Source organism: Streptomyces sp. NPDC085900, from assembly GCF_044540925.1.
GTDB lineage: Bacteria > Actinomycetota > Actinomycetes > Streptomycetales > Streptomycetaceae > Streptomyces > Streptomyces gilvifuscus.
Map to the genome: position 1 here is coordinate 45,667 of NZ_JBITSP010000006.1, position 20,273 is coordinate 65,939.

At 71.9% G+C, this 20,273-nt stretch carries 19 protein-coding genes; 8 read left to right on the plus strand and 11 right to left on the minus strand.

What is annotated here, in order from left to right:
- Window positions 1-23 precede the first annotated feature (23 nt).
- On the plus strand, window positions 24-1,640 hold the full coding sequence (locus ACIGDI_RS21715) for a hypothetical protein (protein ID WP_399899006.1): 1,617 nt from the start codon (window positions 24-26) through the stop codon (window positions 1,638-1,640).
- Between the two features lie 64 nt (window positions 1,641-1,704).
- Here ACIGDI_RS21715 and ACIGDI_RS21720 read toward each other — a convergent pair whose 3' ends face one another.
- Window positions 1,705-3,213 (minus strand): PLP-dependent aminotransferase family protein, encoded by a 1,509-nt coding sequence (locus ACIGDI_RS21720; protein ID WP_399899008.1) that lies wholly within the window; start codon window positions 3,211-3,213, stop codon window positions 1,705-1,707.
- A 30-nt stretch (window positions 3,214-3,243) separates the two neighbouring features.
- Here ACIGDI_RS21720 and ACIGDI_RS21725 point away from each other — a divergent pair, with 30 nt between their 5' ends.
- The 4 genes from ACIGDI_RS21725 to ACIGDI_RS21740 all read left to right on the plus strand — a co-directional run bounded on the left by ACIGDI_RS21725 (window position 3,244) and on the right by ACIGDI_RS21740 (window position 6,760).
- On the plus strand, window positions 3,244-3,966 hold the full coding sequence (locus ACIGDI_RS21725; RefSeq protein WP_399899011.1) for a YitT family protein: 723 nt from the start codon (window positions 3,244-3,246) through the stop codon (window positions 3,964-3,966).
- Window positions 3,963-4,739: a glycerophosphodiester phosphodiesterase gene (locus ACIGDI_RS21730; RefSeq protein WP_399899014.1), complete on the plus strand. Its 777-nt coding sequence runs from the start codon at window positions 3,963-3,965 to the stop codon at window positions 4,737-4,739. Before ACIGDI_RS21725 ends, ACIGDI_RS21730 begins: the two co-directional genes overlap by 4 nt.
- Before the next feature lie 53 nt (window positions 4,740-4,792).
- On the plus strand, window positions 4,793-6,130 hold the full coding sequence (locus ACIGDI_RS21735; RefSeq protein WP_399899017.1) for an MFS transporter: 1,338 nt from the start codon (window positions 4,793-4,795) through the stop codon (window positions 6,128-6,130).
- Window positions 6,131-6,385: 255 nt separating this feature from the next.
- On the plus strand, window positions 6,386-6,760 hold the full coding sequence (locus tag ACIGDI_RS21740) for an RNA polymerase-binding protein RbpA (protein WP_010046329.1): 375 nt from the start codon (window positions 6,386-6,388) through the stop codon (window positions 6,758-6,760).
- 109 nt (window positions 6,761-6,869) lie between these two features.
- Here ACIGDI_RS21740 and fxsA read toward each other — a convergent pair whose 3' ends face one another.
- The 4 genes from fxsA to ACIGDI_RS21760 form a co-directional block, all read right to left on the minus strand.
- Window positions 6,870-7,427 carry an FxsA family membrane protein gene (fxsA, locus tag ACIGDI_RS21745; RefSeq protein ID WP_399899020.1) on the minus strand — a complete coding sequence of 186 codons (558 nt, stop codon included), beginning with the start codon at window positions 7,425-7,427 and terminating at the stop codon, window positions 6,870-6,872.
- A 79-nt stretch (window positions 7,428-7,506) separates the two neighbouring features.
- Entirely contained in the window at window positions 7,507-8,301 is a 795-nt protein-coding gene (locus tag ACIGDI_RS21750) for a polyprenol monophosphomannose synthase (protein WP_142150332.1), read from the minus strand.
- A 533-nt stretch (window positions 8,302-8,834) separates the two neighbouring features.
- Window positions 8,835-10,433 (minus strand): amidohydrolase, encoded by a 1,599-nt coding sequence (locus tag ACIGDI_RS21755; RefSeq protein WP_399899023.1) that lies wholly within the window; start codon window positions 10,431-10,433, stop codon window positions 8,835-8,837.
- Between the two features lie 48 nt (window positions 10,434-10,481).
- The gene (locus ACIGDI_RS21760) at window positions 10,482-10,922 is read right to left on the minus strand and encodes an Lrp/AsnC family transcriptional regulator (RefSeq protein WP_030677853.1); all 441 of its coding nucleotides are present in this window, start codon (window positions 10,920-10,922) and stop codon (window positions 10,482-10,484) included.
- A 235-nt stretch (window positions 10,923-11,157) separates the two neighbouring features.
- Here ACIGDI_RS21760 and ACIGDI_RS21765 point away from each other — a divergent pair, with 235 nt between their 5' ends.
- Window positions 11,158-11,592 carry a hypothetical protein gene (locus ACIGDI_RS21765; RefSeq protein ID WP_399899026.1) on the plus strand — a complete coding sequence of 145 codons (435 nt, stop codon included), beginning with the start codon at window positions 11,158-11,160 and terminating at the stop codon, window positions 11,590-11,592.
- A gap of 6 nt (window positions 11,593-11,598) precedes the next feature.
- On the opposite strand, the gene ACIGDI_RS21770 is transcribed toward ACIGDI_RS21765, so the two are convergent.
- The 3 genes from ACIGDI_RS21770 to ACIGDI_RS21780 all read right to left on the minus strand — a co-directional run bounded on the left by ACIGDI_RS21770 (window position 11,599) and on the right by ACIGDI_RS21780 (window position 15,333).
- Window positions 11,599-12,696, minus strand: a complete 1,098-nt coding sequence (locus ACIGDI_RS21770; protein WP_399899029.1) for a phosphotransferase family protein — start codon at window positions 12,694-12,696, stop codon at window positions 11,599-11,601.
- A 12-nt stretch (window positions 12,697-12,708) separates the two neighbouring features.
- Complete coding sequence (locus tag ACIGDI_RS21775; RefSeq protein ID WP_399899032.1) at window positions 12,709-13,809, minus strand: hypothetical protein; 1,101 nt, start codon at window positions 13,807-13,809, stop codon at window positions 12,709-12,711.
- 351 nt (window positions 13,810-14,160) lie between these two features.
- Entirely contained in the window at window positions 14,161-15,333 is a 1,173-nt protein-coding gene (locus tag ACIGDI_RS21780; RefSeq protein ID WP_399899035.1) for an acyl-CoA dehydrogenase, read from the minus strand.
- A 348-nt stretch (window positions 15,334-15,681) separates the two neighbouring features.
- Between ACIGDI_RS21780 and ACIGDI_RS21785 the strand changes: the two genes are divergently transcribed.
- Entirely contained in the window at window positions 15,682-16,914 is a 1,233-nt protein-coding gene (locus ACIGDI_RS21785) for a glycoside hydrolase family 18 protein (protein ID WP_399899038.1), read from the plus strand.
- Window positions 16,915-16,981: 67 nt separating this feature from the next.
- Here the strand turns inward: ACIGDI_RS21785 and ACIGDI_RS21790 are convergent, their stop codons facing one another.
- The 3 genes from ACIGDI_RS21790 to ACIGDI_RS21800 form a co-directional block, all read right to left on the minus strand.
- Window positions 16,982-17,641 carry a TetR/AcrR family transcriptional regulator gene (locus tag ACIGDI_RS21790; protein ID WP_399899041.1) on the minus strand — a complete coding sequence of 220 codons (660 nt, stop codon included), beginning with the start codon at window positions 17,639-17,641 and terminating at the stop codon, window positions 16,982-16,984.
- A 122-nt stretch (window positions 17,642-17,763) separates the two neighbouring features.
- Window positions 17,764-17,904 (minus strand): SCO1431 family membrane protein, encoded by a 141-nt coding sequence (locus ACIGDI_RS21795; protein WP_399899044.1) that lies wholly within the window; start codon window positions 17,902-17,904, stop codon window positions 17,764-17,766.
- A 146-nt stretch (window positions 17,905-18,050) separates the two neighbouring features.
- Window positions 18,051-19,403, minus strand: a complete 1,353-nt coding sequence (locus ACIGDI_RS21800) for a peptidase C39 family protein (RefSeq protein ID WP_399899048.1) — start codon at window positions 19,401-19,403, stop codon at window positions 18,051-18,053.
- Between the two features lie 242 nt (window positions 19,404-19,645).
- On the opposite strand from ACIGDI_RS21800, the gene ACIGDI_RS21805 reads away from it, so the two are divergent.
- Window positions 19,646-20,266, plus strand: coding sequence for a uridine kinase (locus tag ACIGDI_RS21805; protein WP_399900007.1), 621 nt, complete (start codon window positions 19,646-19,648; stop codon window positions 20,264-20,266).
- Window positions 20,267-20,273 lie beyond the last annotated feature (7 nt).

A 20,273-nucleotide genomic window follows, 5' to 3' on the forward strand; every position in this document is an offset into this window, starting at 1 on the left:
GTACGCACCCTGAGGAGACAGCAGTGGCCCGGCGCCCCCTCCCCCGCATCCTGAGCACAGGCAGCGCGCAGATCGCCCGGAGCCGGGAGCTGGCCCGGACGGCGGCCGACAGCGCCACCGACGTTCTCCATCCGCTGATCACGATCACGCGCGGTCTGCGCCGGCTGGCGGCCGCCGGCCGGCGCAGATGGGCCGAGACACCCAAGGACAGGCGCGGTCCGCTGCTGTTCCTGGCGGCGTCGGTGGTCCTGGTCGTGGCGCTCGTGCCGTACGGGCCGCTGCTCGCCGCCGTCGTCGTGATGTCGGCGGCGGCCTGGCAGGGCCGTGACCGCAAGCCGCCGGAGCCCGACGGCCCCGACGAGTCGCAGACCCAGCGCCTCAAGTCCCTGTACGAGGCCCTGGTGCCGTACTTCTCGACCCCGGAGGACCCGGACCCCCTCTACGCCCACGGCGGCGAGTGGGAGAAGGTGTTCCCGGCGTACGAGTTCGACCAGACGGGCCGCACCACCGAGCTGGTGATCCGCTACCCCGCCTACTTCCCGGACGGCGAGGCCGAGGCCCGCGCCCGGATCGAGCAGCTGCTGCACGCCAAGTCGGGCCGCGGCCGCGAGTACCACTTCGCCTGGGACGAGGAGGGCAACCAGCTGACCGTCACGGTCCTGTCCCCGCTGCCCACCGACATCGCCGCCCAGCGTTTCGTGACGGCACCGGGCGAGACGGTCCTCGGCTTCACCGACCCCACCCAGGTCCAGCGCACGCTCCCGCTCGGCTACGGCGAGGAGCAGCGCGACGTCCCGCCGGTCGTCTGGCGCACCGGCATCCGATCCACCGAGCCGCACCTGCTGGTCATGGGCCAGCCGGGCAGCGGCACCTCGACCCTGCTGCGCTCGATCGCCCTGCAGGCCCTGCAGTACGGCGACGTCGTGATCGTCGAAGGCGGCGGCACCGGCGAGTACGCGTGCCTGACCGGCCGGGACGGCGTCCTCGCCGTCGAGTGCGGGCTCTCCGGGGCGACGGCCAGCCTGGAGTGGGCGGCCACCGAGACGGAACGCCGGCTCATCGCCGCCAACCGCGCCCGGCAGGCCGGCCACCCGCCGCCCGAGGACACCAAGCGCCCGCTGTGGCTCCTGCTGGACCGCCCCACCGCCTTCTCCCACCTCGCCGCGGCGGACGGCCGCAAGGACCCGCAGGCCCTGCTCCAGGTCCCCCTCCGGCACGGCCGCGCGGCCAACGTCACGGTGGTGGTGGCCGACCAGTTCGACAGCGCGGACGCGCTGAGCGACGCGGTACGGCAGCACACGCGCGCGCGTGTCGTGCTCGGACCCGCCACCGCCGAGCAGCTGCGGTCGGTACTGGGAGAGCCGCCGAACACGACACCGGTGGCGCAGGTGCCGCCCGGCCGGGGGTACGCGCGCCTGGGCGCCGGACCCGTGCACCGCCTGCAGGTGCCGTCGACACCGGACCCCTACGACGACGCGACGAGCGACGCGGACCGGCAGGCGGTGCTCGCGCTGCTGCCCCCGCGGACGACGCCGGCCGACGGGGAGACCGTCGAGACCGGCCAGGTCGAGGCGGAGCCGATCCAGGCCGAGCCGTTGCCCGTGGAGGCCGTGGAGGCCGCGGTCGCCGAGAGCTCGTGAGCCGTCAGGAGCATCGGGTGGCGCGGGGAGGCCGCGCACCTCACGTAACGAACGTGCGCGCGTCTCACGCCACGAACGTACGCGGCGTCTCCCCGCCGCCCGATGCCCCCGACTCCACCAGCTTCGCCGCCGCCGCGAGCCGCACGGCCGCCTCGTCGGCCACCGCGCCTCCCACGGTGAACGGCAGCCGCACATACCCCTCGAAGGCGCCGTCGACCCCGAACCGAGGCCCCGAGGGCACCCGTACCCCCACCCGCTCCCCCGCCTCCGCGAGCCGAGAGCCGGACAGGCCGCCCGTGCGCACCCACAGGGTCAGTCCACCCCGGGGCACCTCGAACTCCCACTCCGGCAGCTCCCGCCGTACCGCGGTGACCAGCGCGTCCCGGTTCTCCCGGGCCTGCTCGCGCCGCACCTCCACGGCCTGCTCCCAGCCCCCCGTGTTGAAGAGCCAGTTCACGGCGAGCTGTTCGAGCACCGGCGTGCCCAGGTCGGCGTAGGCCCGCGCGGCGACGAGGCTGCGGATCACGTCCGGCGCCGCCCGCACCCAGCCGATGCGCATCCCCGCCCAGAAGGCCTTGCTGGCCGATCCGACGGTGATGACGGTGGACCCGGCGGGGTCGAAGGCGCAGACGGGCCGCGGCATGGTCCCCTCGTCGAGGCCCTCGTCCAGCCACAGCTCGCTCATCGTCTCGTCCGCGATCAGCACCGTCCCGGCCGACCGGGCCGCCTCCACGAGCTGCCGCCGCTGGTCCTCGCCCGCGAGCGCGCCGGTCGGGTTGTGGAAGTCGGCGACGATGTAGGCGATCCGCGGGGCCGCGTCCCGCAGGACCTGACGCCAGCGGTCCAGGTCCCAGCCGGTCAGCCCCTCGGCCATGGCGACCGGCACCAGGCGGGCGCCCGCCTCCCGCATCAGCTGCAGGATGTTGGCGTACGACGGCGACTCGACGGCGATGCGCTCGCCGCGCCCGGCGAAGAGGTGGCAGATCGCGTCGATCGCGCCCATGGCACCGGTGGTCACCATGACCTGCTCGGGCATGGTCGGGATCCCGCGCGCGGTGTAGCGGTCGGCGATCATCGAGCGCAGCGCGGGAAGCCCGGCCGGGTAGTCGCCGTGGGTGTGGGCGTACGGCGGCAGTTCCTCCAGGGCTCCCTGGACGGCCCGGGTGAGCCACGGCTCGGGGGCGGGCAGTGCCGCGCAGCCGAGGTCGATCATCGATCCCAGGGCCTCGGGCGGAAGGGGTTCGAGACCGCGCGCGGGGAGCGGGTTTCCTGCCGGTACGGCCGTCCAGCTGCCGGCGCCGCGCCGGGACTCCAGGAAGCCCTCGGTGCGCAATGCCTCGTAGGCGGCGGCGACCGTGGTGCGGCTGACGGACAGGGCGAGGGCCAGCTCGCGCTCGGCGGGCAGCCGGGCGGCAACCGGGACGCGGCCCTCCAGGACCAGCAGGCGGATGCCGTCGGCGAGCGCCCGGTAGGCGGGTGGGCGGCGGGTGCCCGGACCGGCCGGCCGGTCCTGTTGGGACTTGAGGAGCCGAGCGAGCTGCGCGGCACCCATCGCCGAGGTCCACTGCCCCATGGAAATCAGTCCACCTTCCCCGGATTGGCCATGGATGAGGTTTCCACTCACCCTCCAGGGTGGCATGCACCAGGCCACCACGACCACAGGGGGTATCTCTTGGCCACCAGGGACCGTTTCGGGCGACGGTTGATCCAGCTCTACGCCGGGCTCACGCTGTACGGCACGAGCTCCGCGCTCCTCGTCCGATCGGGCCTGGGACTCGAACCCTGGGGTGTGCTGCACCAAGGGCTCGCCCGGCTGACCGGCCTCACCATCGGCGTCGTGTCGATCATCGTGGGCGCGGCGGTGCTGCTGCTGTGGATACCGCTCCGCCAGCGCCCGGGGCTCGGCACCGTCTCCAACGTGTTCCTGATCGGCATCGCGATGGACGGCACGCTCGCCCTCTTCCCCGACGTCCATTCCCTCGCCGTACGCCTCCCCCTTCTCGTGGCCGGCATCGTGCTCAACGGCGTGGCCACCGGGCTCTACATCTCCGCCCGCTTCGGTCCGGGTCCGCGCGACGGCCTGATGACGGGACTGCACCGCCGTACGGGCCGCTCGATCAGGCTGATGCGGACGGCGATCGAAGTGGCGGTCGTGGCAACGGGGTTCGTCCTCGGCGGCACGGTCGGCATCGGCACGCTGCTGTACGCCCTGTCGATCGGCCCGCTCGCCCAGCTGTTCCTCAGGGTGTTCGACGTCCCGTCGGCATCCGACGGCAGCACGGTCGTTGCCGGCGGGCAACCGCAGGGAGCCATACTGCGACGGTGACCCCAGCGATACGCCACCCCTACCTCGACCATCCCGGTCCGATCGCCTTCGCTCACCGGGGCGGTGCCGCGGACGGCCTGGAGAACACCCTGCTGCAGTTCCGGCGGGCGGTGGCGGCGGGCTACCGGTACATCGAGACCGACGTCCACACCACGGCCGACGGCCGGCTGGTCGCCTTCCACGACGCGACGCTGGACCGGGTGTCGGACGGCGGGGGCCGGATCGCCGACCTGCCGTGGGCGGAGGTGAGCCGGGCGCGCGTGGGGGGCAAGGAGCCCATTCCGCTGTTCGAGGAGCTGCTGGAGACCTTCCCCGAGGTGCGCTGGAACGTCGATCTCAAGGCGGAGTCCTCGCTGATGCCCTTCCTGGAACTCGTCGAACACACGAACGCCTGGGACCGGATCTGCGTGGGCTCGTTCTCCGAGGCGCGCGTGGTCCGCGCCCAGCGCCTGGCCGGCCCGCGCCTGGCGACGTCGTACGGCACCCGAGGCGTGCTCAACCTGCGGCTGCGCTCCTGGGGCGTGCCGGCGGCCCTGCGCCGCTCGGCGGTCGCCGCCCAGGTGCCCGAGGCGCAGTCCGGCATCCAGGTCGTCGACCACCGCTTCGTGCGCACCGCCCACGCGCGCGGACTGCAGGTGCACGTGTGGACCGTCAACGAGGCCGAGCGCATGCACCGTCTCCTGGATCTGGGAGTCGATGGCATCATGACCGATCACATCGACACGTTGCGCAAGGTCATGGAGGACCGCGGCGTCTGGGTCCCCCACCCCTGACACCCGCACCCGCCGCCCTCGCGCGGGACATCCACCGGAAAAGCGAGGCGCGGGTGAGCACCACCGACACCGTGCGGACGGGCACCACCGACCTGCGGCGCGAGCAGCGCGGCTGGTACTTCTACGACTGGGCCTGCTCCGTCTACTCGACGAGCGTGCTCACGGTGTTCCTGGGCCCCTACCTGACCTCCGTCGCGAAGTCGGCGGCGGACGCGGACGGGTTCGTGCACCCGCTGGGCATCCCGGTGCGGGCCGGGTCGTTCTTCGCGTACTGCGTCTCCGCGTCGGTGATCGTGTCGATCGTGGTGATGCCCCTGGTGGGTGCCGCGGCCGACCGCACGGGCCGCAAGAAGCCCCTGCTCGCCGCCTGCGCCTACCTCGGCGCGACGGCCACGACGGGGCTGTTCTTCCTTTCGGGCGACCGGTATCTGCTGGGCGGGCTGCTGCTGATCGTCGCCAACGCCTCGGTGGCCGTCTCGATGGTCGTCTACAACTCCTACCTGCCGCAGATCGCCCCGCCCGAGGACCGCGACCGGGTCTCCTCGCGCGGCTGGGCCTTCGGCTACGCGGCCGGCTCGTCGATGCTGATCGTGAACCTGGTGCTGTTCACCGCCCATGACTCCTTCGGCGTCTCCGAGTCGATGGCGGTCCGCATCTGTCTGGCGTCCGCGGGCCTGTGGTGGGGCGCCTTCACCCTCGTACCGCTGAAGCGACTGCACGACCGTCGTACGGCGTCGGCCGCGCCGGCGGTACACGGATGGCGGCAGCTGGCCTCGACCGTTCGGGACATGCGGGGCAAACCCCTCACCCTGGCCTTCCTGCTCGCCTACCTCATCTACAACGACGGCATCCAGACGGTGATCTCGCAGGCCTCGGTGTACGGCTCCGAGGAGCTGGGCCTGAGCCAGTCCACGCTGATCACGGCCGTGCTGATGGTCCAGGTGCTGGCGGTGGCGGGCGCGCTGGGCATGGGGCGGCTGGCGCGGACGTACGGGGCCAAGCGCACGATCCTGGGTTCGCTGGTGGCGTGGACGGTGACGCTGGCGGCCGGGTACTTCCTGCCGGCCGGGGCGCCGGTGTGGTTCTTCGTGCTCGCCGCCGGCATCGGGCTCGTGCTCGGCGGCAGCCAGGCCCTGTCCCGCTCCCTCTTCTCCCATCTCGTGCCGCCCGGCAAGGAGGCCGAGTACTTCTCCGCGTACGAGATGAGCGACCGGGGTATGAGCTGGCTCGGTCCGCTTCTGTTCGGCATCACCTACCAGCTCACCGGAAGCTACCGGGACGCGATCATCTCGCTGGTGGCGTTCTTCGTCATCGGATTCGCGCTGCTCGCACGGGTTCCGGTGCGGCGGGCGATCCACGACGCGGGGAACCCGGTTCCCGAGATGATTTAGCACTCAAGGCGAAAGGGCTGTAGTGTACGCGTTTGGCCTGCCAGGCGTACCGTTACTGCGCGTCAAAGATACCGAAACGCTGGGTGACATCTGCTAGCAGATGTGACAAACCGGGCGCCGGTGGGTACAACAAGGGGCGGCTACGACGGCGACGCATTGCCCGGAACGGGAATCTTTACCGCCGACCGGACGTTGACCGGATGACGACGACAGCGACACCTGTCCTGTGGGCGACAAGCCCGGGAGGCACGATTCATGAGTGAGCGAGCTCTTCGCGGCACGCGCCTCGTGGTGACCAGCTACGAGACGGACCGCGGCATCGACCTGGCCCCGCGCCAGGCCGTGGAGTACGCATGCGAGAAGGGGCACCGGTTCGAGATGCCCTTCTCGGTCGAGGCGGAGATCCCGCCGGAGTGGGAGTGCAAGGTCTGCGGAGCCCAGGCACTCCTCGTTGACGGCGACGGCCCGGAAGAGAAGAAGGCCAAGCCCGCGCGTACCCATTGGGACATGCTGATGGAGCGACGCACCCGAGAGGAACTCGAAGAGGTCCTCGAGGAGCGTCTGGCAGTTCTGCGTTCGGGCGCGATGAACATCGCGATCCATCCGCGGGACAGCCGCAAGTCGGCCTAGTCCCTGCCGGGGTCGGGCAGACACCAACACACGAAACAGACGGCGGGCGCCTACGTGAGTTCACGTAGGCGCCCGCCGTCGTGTGCCGGGGTCCTCGGCAGGGCCGCCGTCACCGCGTCAGCGGCGGGCGCGGCTCCTGCGGGGCGTCACCGGACCGCTCGTCGCGGATGACCTCGCCCTGGACGATCTTGCCGTCGGGGCGGTGGATACGGGCCTGCTGGAAGGCGTCGCCGAAGCCGCCCGGGACGGCCTCGCGCAGCTTGCGGTCGACGGTGCGCTCGGTGAAGCGGCTCACCGCCTTCTGGACCGGCGGGATCAGCAGGAGCAGGCCCAGCGCGTCGGAGATCAGGCCCGGGATCATCAGCAGCAGGCCGCCGAGCATCATCAGCCCGTTGCCCCCGCCGCTCTGCGGGGTGCCGCCCCGCTGCAGCGCCTCGTTGAGGTTCTGGAAAGCGCGACGGCCGGCCTTCTTGATCACCGCCGCGCCGAGCACGAACCCGGCGACGAGCAGCAGGAAGACCACGAACCCGCTGGTCGCGCCCGCGACCACGGACAGCAGCCAGATCTCCAGCACCAGCCAGGCCGCCACACCCAGCGGCAAGAACGTCCGCAGCCGGGAGCGCCGGGGCCGGGCGGGGTACGTGGGAGTGGAAGCGCCAGTCGTCATACGTCCAGTGTGCCTGTCGGCGGCTCAGGACGGGATAAACGGGTGATCGCCGGGAGCCCCGCGGCACCGCGCGGCCGGGTCAGGCCTTCTTGCCGCGGCCCAGGACCTTGTCGACCCGCTCCGTGGCGCCCCACGCGGTGACCCGGAACAGGGCCTCGACGAGGATGTCGCGGCTCATCTTGGAGTCGCCGAGTTCGCGCTCGACGAAGGTGATGGGCACCTCGACGACGTGGTAGCCGGCCTTGACCGCGCGGCGGGCGAGGTCCACCTGGAAGCAGTAACCCTGGGAGGCGACCTCGTCGAGGCCGAGGCCCTCGAGGGTCTCGCGGCGGAAGGCGCGGTAGCCGCCGGTGATGTCCCGGAGCGGCAGGTCGAGGGCGAGACGGGAGTACAGGCTGCCGCCGCGGGAGATGAACTCACGGCTCTTGGGCCAGTTCACCACCCGGCCGCCGGGCACCCAGCGGGAGCCGAGCACCAGGTCGGCGCTCTTCAGGGCGGTCAGCAGCCGGGGCAGCTCCTCGGGCTGGTGGGAGCCGTCGGCGTCCATCTCCACCAGGACGCCGTAGCCGTTCTCCAGGCCCCAGCGGAAGCCCGCGAGGTAGGCGGCGCCGAGGCCCTCCTTGCCCTTGCGGTGCATGACCTGGACGTGGTCGTCCTCGGCGGCCAGTTCGTCGGCGAGCTTGCCGGTGCCGTCGGGGCTGTTGTCGTCGGCCACGAGGACGTGCGCCTCGGGGACGGCCGCGCGGACCCGGCCGACGATCTTCTTGATGTTCTCCGCCTCGTTGTAGGTCGGAATGATCACCAAGGCCGTGCCGAGCGGGCCGAACTTTTTCCCCCGGTCAGATGCCGCGAGGGTCTCGTCGCCGTCGTTCACTGCTGCCCCTTCATGTCCGTACGCAGACGTCCACCATAGTGGCCGCGGCCTGCGATGACGTGACAAGGACGTTCGTATGGTGGTGTCGATTCCGCAAGAGCGGGGTAAGAGCAACCCTTTTACCAGTTTGGCTGCGGATGGGGGCCCGGCGCCCTTCGGGCCGACCTGGGGCCCGCTGGCTGCGGGTCGACCGAAAGCCGTTGTCTACTGAGCATCCGGGCCCCACCCGGGTCGCACCTCCCCGACCGGCCGGAACGTTCCCTCGCAGCGGTGCGGGCGCTGAGCCTGGCTCCCAGTGGCGGTGCCCCGGTGCGGCACACCGTCCCTGACCCAGCGGCGCCGCGGGCGAGTGCGCGGAGTTCCCCGGTCGGGCGTCCGGTGGTGGACTCGCCGAACCTACCGGCCCCCCGCCTCCGCCTGTCAACAGCCGTTCGACCTGCGGCTCTTCAGGCAAATGCCTGGTCAGCGGGGCGGAGGCGCAGGTCGCACCACCGGCGTGCGGACCACGATCGGCGGTGCGCCACCCCGGGAGATCACTCGCCCGGCCGTACGAACACCGTGCGGCCGCCCACCACCGTGCGCAGGCAGACGGGCAGGTCACGGCCCGGGCTGAGGTCGGGCAGGCCGGGGGTGCCGGAGCGGGGGTCGGTGGACCAGCGGGCGACGCGGTCGTCGGGCGCCTGGACCACGAGTTCGTCGGTACGCCAGACGGCGTAGTCGGCGGGCGCTCCCGGCACCAGGACACCGGCGTCGTCGCGGCCGGTCGCCCGCCAGCCGCCGCGGGTGTGGGCGGTGAAGGCGGCCCGCACGGAGACGCGGTGCTCCGGAGTGCGGTGGAAGGCGGCGGCACGGACCGTGCCCCACGGGTCGAGGGGCGTGACGGGGCTGTCGGAGCCGAAGGCGAGCGGGACGCCGGCGCGCAGCAGGGCGGCGAAGGGGTTGAGGGTCCGGGCGCGCTCCACGCCGAGGCGCTGGGCGTACATGCCCTCCTCGCCGCCCCACAGCGCGTCGAAGGCGGGCTGCACGGAGGCGGTCAGGCCCAGTTCGGCGAAGGCCGCGACGGTCTGCGGCGTGAGCATCTCGGCGTGCTCGACGCGGTGCCGGGCGGCGCGGACGCGCGCGAGGCCGACCTTCTCCGAGGCGGCGCGGACGCCCTCGACGACGGTGGTCACGGCGGCGTCCCCGATGGCGTGGAAGCCCGCCTGGAGGCCGGCCTCGGTGCAGGCGACGACGTGGGCGGCGACGGCGTCCGCGTCCAGGTAGGCGGAGCCGGCGTGGTCGGCGTCGGCGTACGGCAGGTGCAGGCAGGCGGTGTGCGAGCCCAGGGCGCCGTCGACGAACAGGTCCCCCGCGGCGCCCACCGCGCCGAGCTCACGGGCCTTCTCGACGTCCTGCTCGGCCCAGTAGCCGATCACCCGGGGCCCGGTCTCCTCGGCCGCGAGCCGCAGCAGGCCGGTGAAGTCGCCCTCGGAGGAGATCTGCGGTCCCGCGCATTCGTGCACCGACCCGATGCCGAGGGACGCGGCCTGCGCGAGGGCGGCGCGCTGGGCCTCGGTCCGCTGGGCCGGGGTCACGGCCGCGAACGCGGCGGCGCGCACGGCGTGGTGGGCGTCGGCGGTGAGCGGACCGTCCACCACGCCCAGGCCGGCCATGTCGAGCAGGGCCGAGGTCACGACCGCCGAGTGGACGTCGATGCGGCTCAGGTACAGGGGACGGCCGCCCGTGGCCGCGTCCAGTTCGGCTCGGGTCGGTGGCCGGCCGCCGGGCCAGCGGGCGGCGTCCCAGCCGTGCCCGAGCAGGACGCGATCGCCGGGCCGAGCTGCGGCGAAGTCCCGTACGAGGGCGAGGGCGGCGTCCAGGGAGGGGGCGTCCGACAGGTCGAGGCCGGTGAGCGAGAGGCCGGTGGAGGTGGTGTGCACATGGGCGTCGGTGAACGCCGGGGTCACGAGCGCGCCGTCCAGGTCGACGACCTCGTCGACGCCGTCCGCGAAGGCGTCGGCGGCGCCCTCGGAGCCGACCCAGGCGACCTGTCCGGCCTCCACGACCATCGCGGTCGCGAAGGGGTCGGCGGGGCTGTGCACCTCGCCTCGGCGGAGCAGGACGGTCTTCGGCCGGTCGGTGCGTTCACTCATGACCGACAGTTTCTCGTGCCGCGGTTCCGGCGTCGTACGCGGGTCGGCTCAGATGCGCGGGGGCCGTGCCTCGTAGGGCGTCGACAGCACCACCGTGGTCCGGGTGGAGACCCCGGCCAGGGACCGCAGCCGGGCCAGCAACTCCTCAAGCTCGTGGGGTGTGGCCACGCGCACCTTGAGGATGTAGTTCTCGTCGCCCGCGACGCTGTGGCAGGCCTCGATCTCGGGCACTCCCGCCAGTCGCTCGGCGATGTCGTCCGGTGCGCTGGGGTCGAAGGGCTTGACCGAGATGAACGCGGTCATGGGCAGCCCGACCGCCTCGGGGTCGACCACCGCGGCGTAGCCGCGGATGACGCCCCGCTGTTCCAGCCGTCGCACCCGCTGGTGCACGGCCGACGTGGACAGGCCCGTGGCCTTGCCCAGGTCCGTGTAGCTCATCCGCCCGTCCTTGACGAGCAGCTGAACGATCTGTCGGTCGAGCTCCTCCATGGCGCAAGAACCTACAGTGCGCCTGATCTCCTCGGATACCTCAGCACCCCAGGTCATGCCCGGTTCGTGATGTGGACGTCCGCCGTGGGCATCTGCGAGCGGCATGTGACGAACGCCACACCCCCCGACGCGTCTCCGTGATGCTGTCGTGATTACCGCCGAGACCGGGCGGGAAGTGCTTGCTGTGGTCGAGGCCGCAGCGCCTTCACGGCCCCAGCCCAAGGGGGAGTTATCCATGCAGAGTGTCAAGCGCCCTGGTCGCACCGCGCCCAAGCGGCTCCAGCCGGTGGTCGAGCCCGAGCCGGAGGGCGTCGAACCCGACGAGTTCGACGACGAGCTCGACGCGTACGACACCTTCGAGATGTACCGGGTGATCTGCCCGGACTGCGCCCAGCCCATCGCCCTGCTGGCCGAGGAGGAGGTGCTGCCGGAGCACGCGCTGTGCGCCTCGCCGTGGAATCCGTTCGGCCTCACCGTCTGCACCGGCACCGGCCGCCAGGCCTCCGAGGCGCGCTCGGCCGACGAGTCGGCCGAGCCCCAGGAGCAGGACACCGCGCTGCTGTTGACGCTCCCTCAGGGGCTCGACTGGCGGACGCAGCCCTTCTCGCACGTCGGCGGCCCGGGCTCGCGCCCGATGCGCGTGCCGGTGATGCGCCGTCAGGCCGCCTGAGCCCGCTCAGTCCCAGTAACTGCCCTGCACCATGGCGCGCAGACTGCCGTGGTGCAGGATCAGGGTGTCCGGGTCCGCGGGGACGGCGGTCTCACCGAAGTGCACCTGCCGGTAGGCGACGCGCAGCATGACGATCGCGTGCCGCAGCGCGGCGTACAGGGTGTAGAAGTCCATGTCGCGTGGTGCATGGCCGGTGAGTTCGGCGTAGCGGGCCTCGACGCGGTCACGGCGCAGGAAGTCCGGCAGGCCGCGCTGTCCGAAGGCGACCGTCAGATCCTGGAAGAAGCGGTGCAGGTAGACGGTCCAGCCGAGGTCGACCTCGCGCGGGGCCAGGGCCGCCATCTCCCAGTCCAGGACGGCGACGGGGTCGAACCCGTCGTAGACGACGTTTCCGATGCGTGCGTCGCCCCAGTTGAGGACCGGTGTGCCCGGATCGTCGGGCCAGGTCTCCGCCAGCCGGTCGAAGGCCGTCTCGATGAGGGGTGAGCGGGGCCGTCCGTCGACGACCCAGTCGTAGTAGGCGCGTTGGGCTTCGACGTGCCGGTGCAGCGCGTCGCCCTGTCCGGGGAGCGTGAGGAACTGGGCTTGCTCCAGCGGCACTTGGTCGTGCAGTCGGGCGAGCAGTCCGATCGAGGCGGCCTCCAGGCGTTCGCGTTCGGCGTCGCTCGCGGCGTGCAGCCAGTTGCCCTCGTAGGTGTACGGCATGACGTCCGGCGGCACACGCCCCGCCACCCGCTCCATGACGAAGAACGGCGCGCCGAGCGGCGTGGGATCCTCCTCCAGCCACAGCACCTTGGGCACGGGCAGGTCGGTGTGCTGTGCGACCAGGCGCATGGTGCGGTACTGGCGCGGCATGTCGTACACCGGGAAGACGGTGTACGCCGCCGGATCGGCCGCCAGTCTCAACGCGCAGGCCCGCAGCGGCGGTTCGGGGTGCTCGATGTCGAACAGCAGGGTCTCGCTGGACATGCCGTTGAACTCGGGGACGCCGACGCCGGTCGCCTTCGCGCCGGGCAGGCGGGTGCCGAGCCAGGCGGTGAGGCGACGGGCGATGTCCTCGGGGTCGCGGGTGGTGGTGCGGGGGCGCGGTGCCGTGGGTGCCATGTCACATACCGCCTAGGGTGCGACCGACGTGAAGTCCGTGAAGCCGCTCGGGTCGTGCCGCCCGAACGAGCCGTGCTCGAAGATGCCGTGGCCGACCCGTCCGTCGAGGCGGAAGCGTGCGGCGTGGTCGGTGACCCCGTAGGCGGCGAGCGGGTGGCCCGCCGTCAGGTCGTAGGTGCGCCGGTCGGTCCAGCCCCTGCCCCGCCAGGTGCCGTGCTGCCAGTCGTCGGCGGGCGGGTAGCCGGCGCCGAGGGCGAGCGGGGAGGAGGTGAGGATCTCCACCTCCAGCTCCTGGGGTTTGCGGGGGTCGCCGAGGTGGACGAGGGCGCGCTCGGGGTGACGGGTGCCGGGTCGGTAGGTGATCTCGGCCTGGGGCCAGCCCAGTTGACGGTCCCGGTGGCCGGGGCGGACGAGGGTGGCGTCGTTGAGGGTGCGGTAGCCGTCGGCGTCCTCCTGGACGATCACCATCAGGAACCGGTCCTCGAAGCGCACCGGGCACCACAGCCAGTGGAAGCCCTCGGTGGGGTGCTCCTCGGCGAGCCGGCCGCCCTCCTCCCCCGGCAGGGGCCGTACGCCCCAGCTGCGGTCCCGGGTGCCCGTCCAGCCTCCGGCCGTGACCTCGAACTCCCCCTCGGCGGACCGGATCACGCCCTCCACGCTCCCCGCCTGCACGAACCGGCGCCCTTCCAGGGTGAGCCGGTCGCCGCGGCGCTGGAGGTGGTGGGGTTCCCACAGGGCGGGGAAGTCGGCGGTCCAGACGAGGTCGTACGACAACGACCCGTCGTCGCAGCGCAGTCTGATCCTGCGCAGCGGCTCCTCCACCTCGATGCGCAGCGGGCCCACCGTGAGCCGCATGCGGTCGTCGCCGAGCGCGTCCGACGCCCGGACGGCATGCAGCGTGTCGCCCGTGCGCAGGGTCGCGTAGGCATCGATCACGCCGACGTTCGGGTACACGCCGAGTCCGGTGATCAGCAGCGCCCTCCCCTCGTCGTCGAGCACGTGGAAGATGCACCGGTCGTAGGCGTTGCGGTCGCCGGTGGCGACGTGCCTCATGGACAGGGCGACCTGGTGCACGGGGTACTCGTCGAGCGGTACGGGACGGTCGTCGGCCATGCCACACCTCCCTGGAGACGGCTCGGCTGACGGTACGTCAGGTGGCGTGCGCCCACCAGATCCGCGGGCCGGACATCCGCGAACTCACGGTCGATTCCCCGGACGGGTGACCTGTCCCATTGCCCGCCCGTTGCCTTGGTATGACCTCAACCTACGCAGCGGCCGAGCGGCGGCGCCGGGTGTTCGTGCCCCCGCCCACAGGAACGGTTCCGCGTCCCCCGGCACCGCTCCAGGACCCGCCCATCTACCGTGACCTGCTGCGCGCCTGGGCCGACCGGGGCCGCACCCTGCCCGGGCGCCACGACCCGGAGTGGGCCCGGCTCGCGGCGCCGCAGGTCAGAACCGGCGAGTTCAGCGGGTTTCAGGACCCGCAAGGTGACGGGCGATGACCATCCGCTGAATCTGGTTGGTGCCCTCGACGATCTGCAGGACCTTGGCCTCGCGCATGTAGCGCTCGGCCGGGAAGTCGGCGGTGTAGCCGTAGCCGCCGAGGATCTGCACGGCGTCCGTGGTCACCTTCATCGCGGTGTCGGTGCAGTGCAGCTTGGCCATCGCCGCCTGTTTGGCGAACGGCCGTCCGGCGTCGCGCAGCCGCGCCGCCGTCAGATACAGCGCCCGGCCCGCCTCGATCTGGGTCGCCATGTCGGCGATCATGAAGCGCAGGCCCTGGAAGTCGGCGATCGGCCGCCCGAACTGCCGCCGGTCGGTGGCGTACGCGACCGCCTCGTCGAGAGCCGCCTGGGCCAGGCCGATCGCGCAGGCCGCGATGCCGAGCCGGCCGGCGTCGAGCGAGGACAGGGCGATCGCGAAGCCCTGGCCCTCCTCCCCGATCCGCCGCTCGTCCGGCACCCGCACACCGTCGAAGTGGACCTGGGCGGTCGGTGAGCCCTTCATGCCCATCTTCCTCTCGGGCACGGCGCCGCTGAGGCCCTCGGCGTCACCCGGGACCAGGAAGACGCTGATCCCGCGCGAGCCCTCCTCGCCCGTGCGGGCCATGACCGTGTAGAAGTCGGCGACCCCGCCGTGCGTGATCCAGGCCTTGGTGCCGGTGATCACCCAGTGGTCACCGTCCCGGACCGCCCGGGTGCGCAGGGAGGCCGCGTCCGAGCCGGAGGACGGCTCCGAGAGGCAGTACGCCCCCAGCAGGCCCCCGCCGAGCATCGCGGGCAGGTACTCGATCTGCTGCTGCTTGGAGCCGTAGGCGGCGAGCGCGTAGCAGGCCAGGGTGTGGACGCTGACCCCGAGGCCCACCGTGAGACGGGCCGCGGCGAGCTCCTCGAGCACCTGGAGGTAGACCTCGTAGGGCTGGTCGCCCCCGCCGCACTCGGAGTCGCACGGCAGGCCGAGCAGTCCCGCCTTGGACAGCAGTGTGAAGACCTCGCGCGGGAAGTGCCCCGCGTCCTCCTCCTCGGCCGCCTTCGGAGCGATCTCCCGCTGGGCGATGTCCCGGACGAGCGAGATCAGATCCCGGGCCTCGTCGGTGGGCAGTTCACGGTCCACCGGGTGCACGGCGCGATCGGGCATGGCGACGCTCTCCTCCCTGTTTAGGGCACATCGGCGGACGTGCGCCTTGGGTGGGGGCGGCCGCCGGGTCTTCCACGGGCCCAGCCGACGCTCGCTCTCCCGGGTCTCGGAAGCTGCTGACCAGCGGCTGTGCGCTGTGAGTATGCCCGATCGGGGGCGCCCCGTCACCAGTTAACGACCGCTCACTTCAAGAATATCCGAAGCGGCCCGGGACCCTGTCCGGCCCGCGGCATATTGGTCCGCACCATTGACCCGACTGGTCTAGTCCTCCTAGTGTTCATGACCAACGCTTTACCGCGTTCATGCCAATCGGCGCGCGTTCCCCTCTCCCCCACGAGGAGACACCCGATGCACGTTTCGCATCGCCCCCGCGCCTCCCTGCGGGCACTCGCCTCGGCCGCCTGCTGCGCGGTCCTCGGCGCCGGGCTGCTGGCCGGCGCGGGCCCCGCCGCCGCCAGGCCCTCGACCCACGAGGCGGCCGGCTCCAAGGTCGTCGGCTACTTCACCGAATGGGGCACCTACGACCGCAAGTACTACGTCAAGAACGTCGAGACGTCCGGCTCGGCGGCCAGGCTCACGCACATCAACTACGCCTTCGGCAACGTCACCGGCGGCAAGTGCGCGATGGGCGACTCCTACGCGGCGACCGACCGCGCCTACACCGCCGCCGAGTCGGTGGACGGCGTCGCCGACACCTGGGACCAGCCGCTGCGCGGCAACTTCAACCAGCTGCTGAAGCTGAAGAAGAAGCACCCGGGGCTGAAGGTCCTGTGGTCCTTCGGCGGCTGGACCTGGTCCAGCGGCTTCGGCGAGGCCTCGAAGAACCCGGCCGCGTTCGCCCAGTCCTGCTACGACCTGATGAAGAACTCCAAGTGGGCGGGCCTGTTCGACGGCATCGACATCGACTGGGAGTACCCCAACGCCTGCGGCAACACCTGCGACACCAGCGGCCGGGAGGCCTTCAAGAACCTGATGGCGGCGCTGCGTTCGAAGTTCGGCAGCGGCTCGCTCGTCACCGCCGCGATCACCGCGGACGCCACCGCCGGGGGCAGGATCGACGCGGCGGACTACGCGGGCGCGGCCCAGTACGTGAACTGGTACAACCCGATGACGTACGACTACTTCGGCGCCTGGGACGCGAGCGGCCCGACGGCCCCGCACTCCCCGCTGACCTCCTACCGGGGCATCCCCAAGGCCGAGTTCAACACTTCCGCCACCATCGCCAAGCTCAGGGGACTGGGCGTCCCGGCCGCCAAGCTGCTGCTCGGCATCGGCTTCTACGGCCGCGGCTGGACGGGCGTGACCCAGGCGGCACCGGGCGGCACGGCGACCGGTCCGGCGGCGGGCACCTACGAGCAGGGCATCGAGGACTACAAGGTCCTCAAGTCCAAGTGCCCGGCGAACGGCACGGTGGGCGGCACCGCCTACGCCAAGTGCGGCAGCGACTGGTGGAGTTACGACACGCCCTCGACCATCGCGACGAAGATGACGTACAAGAACCAGCAGGGTCTCGGCGGCACGTTCTTCTGGGAGCTGAGCGGGGACACGGCGAGCGGTGAGCTGATCAAGGCCATCAACTGACCTTGACCGGACGGGACTTGGGGCGAGAGCGTGGGGCGAGGGCGTGGGAAGGTCCGCGCGCCTCGCCTCAGGCGTCGCGGCGGGCCGGGGCCGGGGCCGGGTAGGCCGGGTCGAGTTCCTCGATGGCGCGCATCGCGCCGCCGAGGGTCTTGACCAGCAGCTCGCGCATCTGGGCGCGGGTCAGGGCGGGGCGGTCGATCCAGTCGAGGGCGGCGCCCTCCACGCTGCACACCCAGCTGAACAGGCCCATGCGGGCCAGCGGCGAGATGTCGGTGCGGCCGTAGGCGCCGTCGGCGATGGTCGCCACGATCGCCTCGCGCACCCCGTCCCGGACGGCCTGCACCTCGGCGTCGAAGCCGACTCCGCCGCTGACGATCGTGCGGTAGGCGGCCTGGTTGTGCTCGGCCCAGCGGAGGTAGCTCTCCATGGTGCGGTGGACCCGGTCCAGCTGCTCCAGTTCGGCACCGCTCGCCGCGAAGCCGATCAGGTCGGCGACCGAGTCGTGGATGATCGCCAGGTAGTAGCCGCGCTTGGACTGGAAGTAGTAGTAGATCAGTCCCTTGGCGACATGGGCCTGTTTGGCGATGTCGTCCATGGACAGCGCGTCGTAGGAGGTGTCGGCGAACAACTTCCGCCCGATGGCGATGAGTTCGGCGCGGCGCGCCAGCGAGCGTTCGGTGCCGCGCGCTCGGGGACGGGCGCCGTCGCGCTGTTCGCTGATCTTCAATTTCGACCCTGGTCTCGGGCGGGGTGGCGGGACATCCGCAGTATGTCAGAACAACAACGTCCACTCGTTCGACTCTGATCGACGAGCGGGGGCGGAGGGGACCGGGGCCGTCCCGCCCCGGATCAGAGCAGGCCGAGCTGGGTGACGAGCATGGCGACGACCATGACCAGGGCCCAGCCCATGAGGTGCTCGAAGACCTTCGGGCCGTCGTGCTCGGGACCGCCGGTGCGGGTGCGGACGGCGGTGGCGGAGTGTGCGGTCATGGTGTCTCACTGAGGTCGGACGTGTGCGGTGGACTCCCCCCGCTGCTTTGTCCACCTTGCCACTCCGGGCGGCTTTTGCGGCAGAGACGTCGGTCACAGTGTGAAGGCCCCGGTTCATCCGGGGCCTTCACGTCGAGCCGGTACCGTCAGCGCACGCCGACCGCGGCCAGCGCCCTGCGCCGGTGGAGGCCGAGACGGGCGGGGAAGTACAGGTAGCAGACGCCGCCGCTGCCCGAGACGACCTTGCCGGAGGCGTTGTACCGCTTGGTGCGCAGCCAGATGTTCTCGAACTCGCGCCGCTTGTACACCCGCCGCACCGCCTCGTCGTCCGGCGAGAACGGGTCGTTGGCGATCACGTCGCCCTCGTCGGTGAAGCCGATGACGGTCATGAGGTGCCCCGCGGTGCCGTAACCCGCCCCGGTCAGCTCCCCCTTGAGGAACGACTGGGACGTTATGGCCGGGATGCCGGCCGCGATCAGCGTCTCCAGGTCGGTGAGCGAGCCGAGCCGGGTGACGACGCCCTGCAGCCCCTTGTACGTGGCCGCGTAGGCGGCGTTGAACGGCCAGTTGCCGCAGCCCTCGTACTGGTAGTCGTAGGTGTAGCGGGCCGCATGGTCGACCTGCGGGTCGGCGTAGGACGGGTCCACCCAGGACAGCTGCTCGGGGGTGAGCCGGCCGCCCCAGTACTCGATGATCATCTGCGAGGAGGTGGGGCTGCACCAGGCCTCACCGCCGTTGTCGTACTCGGGGTACTGCCCCTTGTGGATCTCCTGCGAGTACCGCGGGACGATCAGCTCCTTCGCCAGGCCGGGGGTGGAGGCCGGGACGGTGAAGCGGTCGGGCACGTCGGAGCCCATCGCGCCGAGCCGCCACACGAGGGGCGTGAGGCCGGTGCCGGGCCGGCGGTAGAGGGTGAGCCGCAGGCGGTACGAGACCAGGCGCAGGCCGGTGGTGGCGTCGTCGACGGCGAAGGTGTCGGTCCAGATGGTGCTCCTGCCGTCGCTCTGGCCGTCGACCGAGGTCCGCCTGATGTCCTGGTCGCCCGCGGCCCAGCGGCCCATGACGTACCACGGGGTGTCGGTGCCGTCGGAGTAGGTGCCGTGCAGTTCGGCCTGGAGCCAGGTGCCGGCCGGGGTGTGCGCGTTCCAGGAGGCGATCGCCTCCGTGGCCGGGACGCGCAGCCGGTGCACCGGTGAGGTCCAGGTGGCGTACTCCCAGGTGGCGGTCCTGCCGGTGTGCGGGTCGGTGTAGTCCACCGTGCCGGCCGGGTGCGCGATGACGACGCCGGGACGAAGCCCCGCGACGGCACGGGTGCCCTGGGCGCCGCCGGAGCGCCAGTCGGGGTACGAGGTCCAGGCGCGGTAGTCCACCGTGCGGGCGGGATCCTCGGCGGCGTCCGCCGCGTCGGCCACCCCCGGGGTGACCGAGGGGCCCACCACCGCCGCGGCCACCGCCGCGGCGAGAACGGTTCTGCGGGACGGCTGTTCGGCTCTGCTCATGGGTGGAATGACCCCCAGGTGTCCGAGTCGGGGCAGGTCCGGTCGCACAGCGGTACAGCTCTTTTGACATGCACCGTTGTGCGCCCACTATGGCCGTCGACCGCCCCTGCGGCCAGCACTTCGGCTCGTGCCGCGCCCACCAATATTGGTCTGAACCACTGGCGTCACCTGCCGGAACGAGGACCTTGCCCGACTAGACTGGCCGCGAGGACCGCTCCCCTCCCCCGAGCCAAGGAACGACGATTCAGCACCTCGCCTCCCTGCTCCGTCGCCTGCCTCCGTCCTGCGGCCCGGTCCGTCTGGTCGGCGTCGACGGACACGCCGGATCCGGGAAGACCACGTTCGCCGGGCAGTTGGCCCGGGCGCTCGGCGACGCCCCGGTGCTGCACCTCGACGACATCGCCACCCACGACGAGCTGTTCGACTGGACCGGCCGGCTCCGGGCCGAGGTGATCGACCCGCTCCGGCGCGGCGAGACCGCCCACTACGCCCCCTACGACTGGCGGGCCCGCCGCCTCACCGCCCCCCGGGCCCTGCCGCCGGCCCCCGTGATCCTCGTCGAGGGCGTCGGCGCGGGTCGCCGCGCCCTGCGCCCGCACCTCGCCCGGCTGCTGTGGATGGAGTTGCCGCACGAGGACTCCTGGGCCCGCGGACGCCTGCGGGACGGGGAGGAGCAGCGGGAGTTCTGGGCCGCGTGGGTTTCCGCGGAACGGCGACACTTCGCCGAGGATCCCTCGCGCCCCTTCGCCGACCTGTTGGTACGGCAGGGAATAGAGGGATATGTGGTGCTGCCGGGGCCTGCGCACACACTTGGACCGGACCAAGCGAACACGGACAGTGACGGACCATCCGCAGTGTGCTGAACTTGTG

What these genes read in the sequence shown, in the direction of transcription:
- ACIGDI_RS21775 (WP_399899032.1), bottom strand. Translation starts at nt 13,809, where the DNA reads ATGGCCGACGACCGTCCCGTACCGCTCGACGAGTACCCCGTGCACCAG.
- ACIGDI_RS21770 (WP_399899029.1), bottom strand. Translation starts at nt 12,696, where the DNA reads ATGGCACCCACGGCACCGCGCCCCCGCACCACCACCCGCGACCCCGAG.
- ACIGDI_RS21795 (WP_399899044.1), bottom strand. Translation starts at nt 17,904, where the DNA reads ATGACCGCACACTCCGCCACCGCCGTCCGCACCCGCACCGGCGGTCCC.
- ACIGDI_RS21720 (WP_399899008.1), bottom strand. Translation starts at nt 3,213, where the DNA reads ATGGGGCAGTGGACCTCGGCGATGGGTGCCGCGCAGCTCGCTCGGCTC.
- ACIGDI_RS21725 (WP_399899011.1), top strand. Translation starts at nt 3,244, where the DNA reads ATGGATGAGGTTTCCACTCACCCTCCAGGGTGGCATGCACCAGGCCAC.
- ACIGDI_RS21780 (WP_399899035.1), bottom strand. Translation starts at nt 15,333, where the DNA reads ATGCCCGATCGCGCCGTGCACCCGGTGGACCGTGAACTGCCCACCGAC.
- fxsA (WP_399899020.1), bottom strand. Translation starts at nt 7,427, where the DNA reads ATGACGACTGGCGCTTCCACTCCCACGTACCCCGCCCGGCCCCGGCGC.
- ACIGDI_RS21800 (WP_399899048.1), bottom strand. Translation starts at nt 19,403, where the DNA reads ATGAGCAGAGCCGAACAGCCGTCCCGCAGAACCGTTCTCGCCGCGGCG.
- ACIGDI_RS21785 (WP_399899038.1), top strand. Translation starts at nt 15,682, where the DNA reads ATGCACGTTTCGCATCGCCCCCGCGCCTCCCTGCGGGCACTCGCCTCG.
- ACIGDI_RS21765 (WP_399899026.1), top strand. Translation starts at nt 11,158, where the DNA reads ATGCAGAGTGTCAAGCGCCCTGGTCGCACCGCGCCCAAGCGGCTCCAG.
- ACIGDI_RS21760 (WP_030677853.1), bottom strand. Translation starts at nt 10,922, where the DNA reads ATGGAGGAGCTCGACCGACAGATCGTTCAGCTGCTCGTCAAGGACGGG.
- ACIGDI_RS21740 (WP_010046329.1), top strand. Translation starts at nt 6,386, where the DNA reads ATGAGTGAGCGAGCTCTTCGCGGCACGCGCCTCGTGGTGACCAGCTAC.
- ACIGDI_RS21755 (WP_399899023.1), bottom strand. Translation starts at nt 10,433, where the DNA reads ATGAGTGAACGCACCGACCGGCCGAAGACCGTCCTGCTCCGCCGAGGC.